Here is a 6257-nt window from a genome sequence, read left to right as displayed (position 1 = left end):
CCTTTACCGCACCGGTGACCAGATGCGACAGGGCCAGCGCGCGAGCCAGTTCCGCGTCGCTGCGGCCCCATGCGCGGGCGGCCAGCGCCGGGGGAATGATGGCGGTAAGTCCGTGGTTGCCGGAACCGGCGCTGCTCATGACCGGCTGGTTGGCCCCGGCCATGCGCACGTCGGCGGCGGCAGCCGTGGTGGCCTTCACGCGGGCGCTGATGTCCGGGCCGCAGGCGTCATGTGCACAGGAGCCGGGTACACTGGTGCCGGGCGCGCAGTTGCTTGGGCAATCTCCGCCGCGCAGGGCTTGGCCCAGCGTATGTCCCACGGCCAGCCCCCACGGGCTGGTCAGCCCCTGTTCGGCCACGGCTAGATTCATCTCCGCGCCGCGCAGCAGGTCTCGGGCGAGATCGGCGTCGATCCCGTCGGCCCAGTTCCACAGGTCGTCAAAGGCGGCCCGTTGCAGGTCGGCCATGTAGGGGGGCAGGCTGTCGCCGCCAAGGGCGTCTTCCGCCCGGTAGACCACCTGCCCGTTGTGGCGCACCTCGGCCACGCGGTCGTGCCGTCCGGCCACCACGGCCACCACCAGATGCCCGGGGCGGTACAGTTCCGCCTCTGCGTACACGGTGGGCACGTCCTGCACGATTTCCTGCGTCACCGCGCCACGCTCCGTCAGGGCGCGGGCGGCGGCCACGTCGTCGGCGGTGACGGAGGCCAGCGCCTGCAGGCCCATGTCGGCATCACCCGCAAGGGCTCCCAGCGCGGATGCCAGCATGTTGCCGCGCAGGCCCTGCGCGCCGGGAATGCCCACGGACTGGCCGTTCTTGTAGATGTTGGCCGAAAGACGCAGGTGGATGCGTTCAGGCGGGCCAGGCAGGTGGCGTGCGGCGGTGGCGGCGGCAAGGGCCACGGCCCCCGGTTCGGTGCAGCCAAGCGCGGGCTTTACTTCGGCGGCGAAAAAGGCGGCGATGTCCATGGAGCCTCCTGCTTGTGCGCGGGCGGCCGGGTGGAGTGAAGGGGCAGGTTCCGGCATGCCGCGCTGGTGCGGGCGTGATGGGGCTGCGGGCGAACCCGCGTTTTCGCGCGGCGGCGGTGCGCCGCATATACGCAAAAGGGGGTCACGGTGAACCGTGACCCCTTGATGGCGTGCTGGCGTTCCCAGGGGGATTTGAACCCCCGTCGACGGCGTGAAAGGCCGTTGTCCTAGGCCGGCTAGACGATGGGAACGCATGTTGGCTGGGCTGCTAGGACTCGAACCTAGATTAGCGGAGCCAGAATCCGCCGTCCTGCCAATTGAACGACAGCCCAACAACGAGGTTGTGTATCTATCCGTCAGGCCTCCGGTTGTCAACGGGAAATGCGCGCAGGGTCCGCACTTTTTATTTTTTGCGCATAATATGCCTGAATCATGTCGGATATTGTGGCGTTTCGTGGCGTGGGGCATCTTCGCATGTCTTTTTCGACCGTCCGCAGGCGTATCCCACCCATCGCGGCGGGGGCTTTGCTGCCGCGAAATTTCGTACTATGCTCGTCCCGTCCGCATCGGACATCCGGCGGATTGTCCCGCGCGCGGCCTTGACGGCTGCGGCGCGGCCCGTCCGGTTCACGTCTTTCTGCTTGCAGGCGTACGCGCCGAGGTTTTTTTGCAGCGATTCGCACCAGAGAATGTCGCACCGGTTGTCGGCGAAAGCCGCACCCGGTAGGCGAGACGGCAGGCCGCCCCCTCGTCTGACGGGGTAGCTGTCCGCACGGGGCCGTCATCCGGCTCCGCTCCATCCCGCCCAGCCGATTCCGTCCGATGCCATCGGATGGTGGTCTTTGCTTTCGTCCCGCAACCATCCTTCTGACGTTTCCAGGCCGATCTTTCGCCATGCGCGCCGCATGGCGGTCGTGCGCCGCCGGGTTGCCTGCCTGGTCCGCGCCGGTCATGTCGCGCGCCGTACTTCAGGAGTGACGCAATGCACATCAGAGACGAACGCCCCGGCAACCAGCAGGACTGCCGGGCGATCATCCATATCGAATACACGGCCTTCAAGGGCCACCCCATGCACGCCCACGGCGCGGAACCCACCGAACACCTGATTCCCGGACTGCTGCGCGCCAGCGGCGACCTGATTCTGTCCCTGCTGGCCGAGGTGGAGGGCGAACCCGTGGGTCACGTGGCCCTTTCGCCCGCAGTGGTGGGAAAGGACCGCGCTGGTTGGTACCTGCTAGGGCCGGTGGGCGTGCTGCCGCCCATGCAGGGCAGGGGCATCGGCTCCGCCCTGATCCGCGAGGCGTTGCGCCGCATGCGCGACGCCGGTGCCCTGGGCGTGGTGCTGGTGGGCGACCCCGGCTACTACGCCCGCCTCGGCTTCGGCTGCGTGCCGGGGCTGCACTATCCCGGCGTGCCCGACCAGTACGTGCTGGCCGTGCGCTTCGGCGACCGGCTGCCGCAGGGCGACATCATCGCCCACGCGGGCTTCGCGGAACCGGCATAGCGCCAACAACGACAATCCGAAGGGGCCGTGGCATGCGCCCGGTTCTTCATGAGGTATACCATAATGTTGCAATCATGGGGTTTCGACCCGTGGTTTGCCGCACACGCGGCGGATATGTTCATGGAAGGTTGCGGTTTTGCCCGGGTCTGCGCAGTGGACCGGGGAGCGTATCGCATACGGGGTGAAGGGGGCGAGGTTCCGGCGGAACTGGCGGGCAGGCTTGCCTACCATGTGGACAGCGCCGCCGACCGACCCTGCGTGGGCGACTGGGTGACGGTGCAGTGGCACAGCGACGGGACGGCGGCCATCATCCACCGGGTGTTCCCGCGCCGGACCGTGCTGCGGCGCAAGACGGCGGGCGATGGCTGCGCCGTCCAGATGATTGCGGCCAACATCGACACGGCGTTCATCGTGCAATCGTGCCATTACGACTTCAACCCCGGCAGGCTGGAACGCTATCTGGTCATGCTGGCGGACGGGGGCGTGGAGCCCGTGGTGGTGCTGACCAAGACGGACCTGGTCACCCCGGAAGACCTCGGCAACCTGCTGGCGGTGGTGGCCGCCGTCACGCCCGCGCGGGTGATCGCCCTCAGCAGCGTGACCGGGGCCGGGCTGGATGTGTTGCGACAGGCGCTTGCGCCGGGCCGGACCTATTGCCTGCTCGGCTCGTCGGGCGTGGGCAAGACGACCCTGCTGAATCAACTGACGAGCGGGCAGGCAGGGGCGGGGGGCTTGCACGAGCACGCGCATGTCACGCGTGCCGACCGGGCCACGCGTGCTGTCAGCGCCACCGGCGAAGGCACCCACACCACCACCCGCCGCCAACTCACGATGCTGGATGGCGGGGCGCTGGTCGTGGACACGCCGGGCATGCGCGAGGTGGGCACCGTGGCCGCGGCGGATGGCGTGGACGCGGGCTTTGCGGACATCGCCCTGCTGGCGGGCGAATGCCGCTATGCCGACTGCCGCCACGAACACGAGGCGGGCTGCGCCGTGCGGGCCGCCGTGGACCGTGGAGAGTTGTCCGCCACGCATTACCGGAACTACCTGAAACTGCGAAAAGAGGCCGAGTTCAGCGAAATGTCGCAGCTCGACCGGCGCAGAAAGGACAAGGCGTTCGGCAAACTGGTCAAGTCGGTCAAGAAACACATGGGATACTGAGGCGTTCCTGTTTGTTCCCCTCTCTCTTTTGAGGGGTAGGGCAGGCAGGTAACCTCGTTCGTCCCCAAAACCGAAACACCCCGGCGGGATGGCTCCCGCCGGGGTGTCGTGCATTCTTCTGTCTTCAGTCGGCGCGTGCTTACGCGCCTTCCTTCTTCTCGATCTTCGCCCAGCTGTCGCGCAGGCCCACGGTGCGGTTGAACACCGGCTTGCCGGGGGTGCCGTCCTTGTCGGCGCAGAAGTAGCCGATGCGCTCGAACTGCACGCGGGTGCCGGGGGCCACGTCGGCCAGGGCCGGTTCCAGCATGGCGGTGACGGTCTTCAGCGAATCGGGGTTCAGGTAGTCCACGAAGGTCTTGCCTTCTTCCGCCGCGTTGGGGTTTTCCACGCTGAACAGGTGCTCGTACAGGCGCACCTCTGCGTGCAGGGCATGCGCGGCAGACACCCAGTGGATGGTGCCCTTCACCTTGCGCCCGTCCTGCGACCAGCCGCCCTTGGTGGCAGGGTCGTAGGTGCAGCGCAGTTCCGTGATGTTGCCGTCCGCGTCCTTCACCACCTCGCGGCAGGTGATGTAGTAGGCGTAGCGCAGCCGCACCTCCGCGCCGGGGGCCAGGCGGTGGTACTTCTTGGGCGGGTCTTCGCGGAAGTCGTCGCGCTCGATGTACAGCACCTTCGAGAACGGCACCGTGCGCGAACCGTGCGACGCATCCTCCGGATGGTAGGGCATGTCGAAGGTTTCCACCTGGTCGTCGGGGTAGTTTTCGATGACGACCTTGATGGGGTCCAGCACGCCCATCACGCGCGGGGCGACGGCGTTCAGGTGTTCGCGCATGCAGAATTCCAGCAGCGAGAAATCCACCACCGAATCGGCCTTGGCCACGCCGATGCGCGCGCAGAAGTCCTGCAACGCCTCGGGCGTTACGCCCCGGCGGCGCAGCCCGCTGATGGTGGGCATGCGCGGATCGTCCCAGCCGTTCACGTAGCCGCCCTCCACAAGCTGGATCAGCTTGCGCTTGGACAGCACGGTGTAGGTCAGGTTCAGCCGGGCAAATTCCAGTTGCTGCGGGTGGTAGACGCCCAGGGTATCCAGCGTCCAGTCGTAGAGTTCGCGGTTGTTCACGAACTCCAGCGTGCAGATGGAGTGGGTGATGCCCTCGATGGAATCCGAAATGCAGTGCGTGTAGTCGTACATCGGATAGATGCACCACGCATCGCCGGTGCGGTGGTGATGGGCATGGCGGATGCGGTACAGCGTGGGGTCGCGCATGACCACGTTGGGCGATGCCATGTCGATCTTGGCGCGCAGCACGTGTTCGCCGTCCTTGAACTCGCCCGCGCGCATGCGCCGGAACAGGTCAAGGTTTTCTTCCACGCTGCGGTTGCGGTAGGGGCTTTCCGTGCCGGGGGCGGTCAGCGTGCCGCGATGAGCGCGGATTTCGTCCGCCGACAGGCTGTCCACGTAGGCCTTGCCCGCCAGGATCAGCTGTTCCGCATGCTGGTAGAGCTGCTCGAAATAGTCGGAGGCGTAGAATTCGCGACCTTGCCAGTCGCCACCAAGCCATTTCACGTCCTCGCGGATGGAATCCACGTATTCCTGGCTTTCCTTCAGCGGGTTGGTGTCGTCGAAGCGCAGGTTGCACTTGCCGCCGAATTCCCGCGCCACCCCGAAGTTGAGGCAGATGGACTTGGCATGCCCGATGTGCAGGTAGCCGTTGGGTTCCGGGGGAAAGCGGGTGTGCACCCGGCTGTCGAAGCGGCCATTGGCGTTGTCCGCCGTAATCAGCGCGCGGATGAAATCGAGACCCGGCTCGGCCTTGCGGTCGGGCTCGCTGGCGTTGTGATCGCTCATGATCGTGGGTTCCTGCTGGGGTTTTTCCGGCGGCCGTTCAGGCGGTCCGTCCGGGATGCGAAGAAAGATGCGGCAGGATACGGGAAGTGGTGTGCCCGGTCAATTCGGGGCGATTCAGGGCAATTCTGCCATGGAACGCAGGGGGGCTCTGCCGGACGGTCGCGCGCCATGAGGAGTGGGGGCATGGCTGCATGGCCCGTCGGGCGTCATTCCCGCTGGGTACCGTTGCCGCGCAGCCTGTGCATGACCTGCGAGAGAGCCAGCTTGCGGCTGGTGGGGCCCATGCGCACATAGAACTCCTCTTCCTTGCCGGTGTGCAGGATGACCGGTTCGGTGGCCTTGCCGCACTCCACCAGCAGCAGTTGTCTGCCGTCCAGCACCCGCACGGTGAAGCGCACGTGCGGCTGGTGCTCCACGCCGATGTGCTGGGCCAGCAGGGCGCTGAAATGGCGCAGCACGTGGTCCGCGTCCTCGAATCCGTCGGGTGCGAGGCCCAGCGCCTGCCCCTGGTCGTCCACGCCCACGACCAGGATGCCGCCGTCGCTGTTCAGGAACGCGGCTACGGTCTTCAGAGCCGCCAACTCTATCTCCTTGCCGTGCTTGCCGCTGGAAAGGTTGTGCCGCAGGGTGGACTTGAATTCCAGGCGGTCGCTTTCGCCCCCGGACAGCAGGGTGTGCAGGGCCTCGTCCGAAAGGGGGGCTGCGCTGGCGCCGGATGCGCCCCGGCGGGCATGCGTCCACCACGCGCCCAGCAGCACGGCCAGCCCGCCGCAGGC

General features: G+C 66.9%; 5 protein-coding genes and 2 tRNA genes. 2 read left to right on the top strand and 5 right to left on the bottom strand.

All coding sequences use genetic code 11. The features are described 5' to 3' along the window. The 3 genes from FVW20_RS05545 to FVW20_RS05535 form a co-directional block, all read right to left on the bottom strand. Positions 1–967: L-serine ammonia-lyase, iron-sulfur-dependent, subunit alpha (locus FVW20_RS05545; RefSeq protein ID WP_196608641.1), on the bottom strand; the 967-nt coding region annotated here is incomplete at its 3' end. A 174-nt stretch (positions 968–1141) separates the two neighbouring features. Further along, positions 1142–1218: transfer RNA gene (locus FVW20_RS05540), tRNA-Glu, on the bottom strand. 6 nt (positions 1219–1224) lie between these two features. Next, positions 1225–1299: transfer RNA gene (locus tag FVW20_RS05535), tRNA-Gln, on the bottom strand. A gap of 650 nt (positions 1300–1949) precedes the next feature. On the opposite strand from FVW20_RS05535, the gene FVW20_RS05530 reads away from it, so the two are divergent. Further along, positions 1950–2471 carry a GNAT family N-acetyltransferase gene (locus tag FVW20_RS05530; protein ID WP_196608640.1) on the top strand — a complete coding sequence of 174 codons (522 nt, stop codon included), beginning with the start codon at positions 1950–1952 and terminating at the stop codon, positions 2469–2471. A gap of 63 nt (positions 2472–2534) precedes the next feature. Further along, positions 2535–3632, top strand: coding sequence for a ribosome small subunit-dependent GTPase A (gene rsgA, locus FVW20_RS05525; RefSeq protein ID WP_196608639.1), 1098 nt, complete (start codon positions 2535–2537; stop codon positions 3630–3632). Between the two features lie 139 nt (positions 3633–3771). Here the strand turns inward: rsgA and FVW20_RS05520 are convergent, their stop codons facing one another. Both FVW20_RS05520 and FVW20_RS05515 read right to left on the bottom strand, forming a co-directional pair. Continuing rightward, complete coding sequence (locus tag FVW20_RS05520) at positions 3772–5481, bottom strand: glutamine--tRNA ligase/YqeY domain fusion protein (protein WP_196608638.1); 1710 nt, start codon at positions 5479–5481, stop codon at positions 3772–3774. A 206-nt stretch (positions 5482–5687) separates the two neighbouring features. Then, positions 5688–6257, bottom strand: a 570-nt coding sequence (locus FVW20_RS05515; protein ID WP_196608637.1) for an AlbA family DNA-binding domain-containing protein, incomplete at its 5' end; no start/stop codon positions are given.

It is taken from the genome of Nitratidesulfovibrio oxamicus (genome assembly GCF_015731765.1).
In the GTDB taxonomy this organism is placed as follows: domain Bacteria; phylum Desulfobacterota; class Desulfovibrionia; order Desulfovibrionales; family Desulfovibrionaceae; genus Cupidesulfovibrio; species Cupidesulfovibrio oxamicus.
Note: the sequence above shows the minus strand (reverse complement) of the source record. Positions and strands in the feature narration are given on the sequence as shown.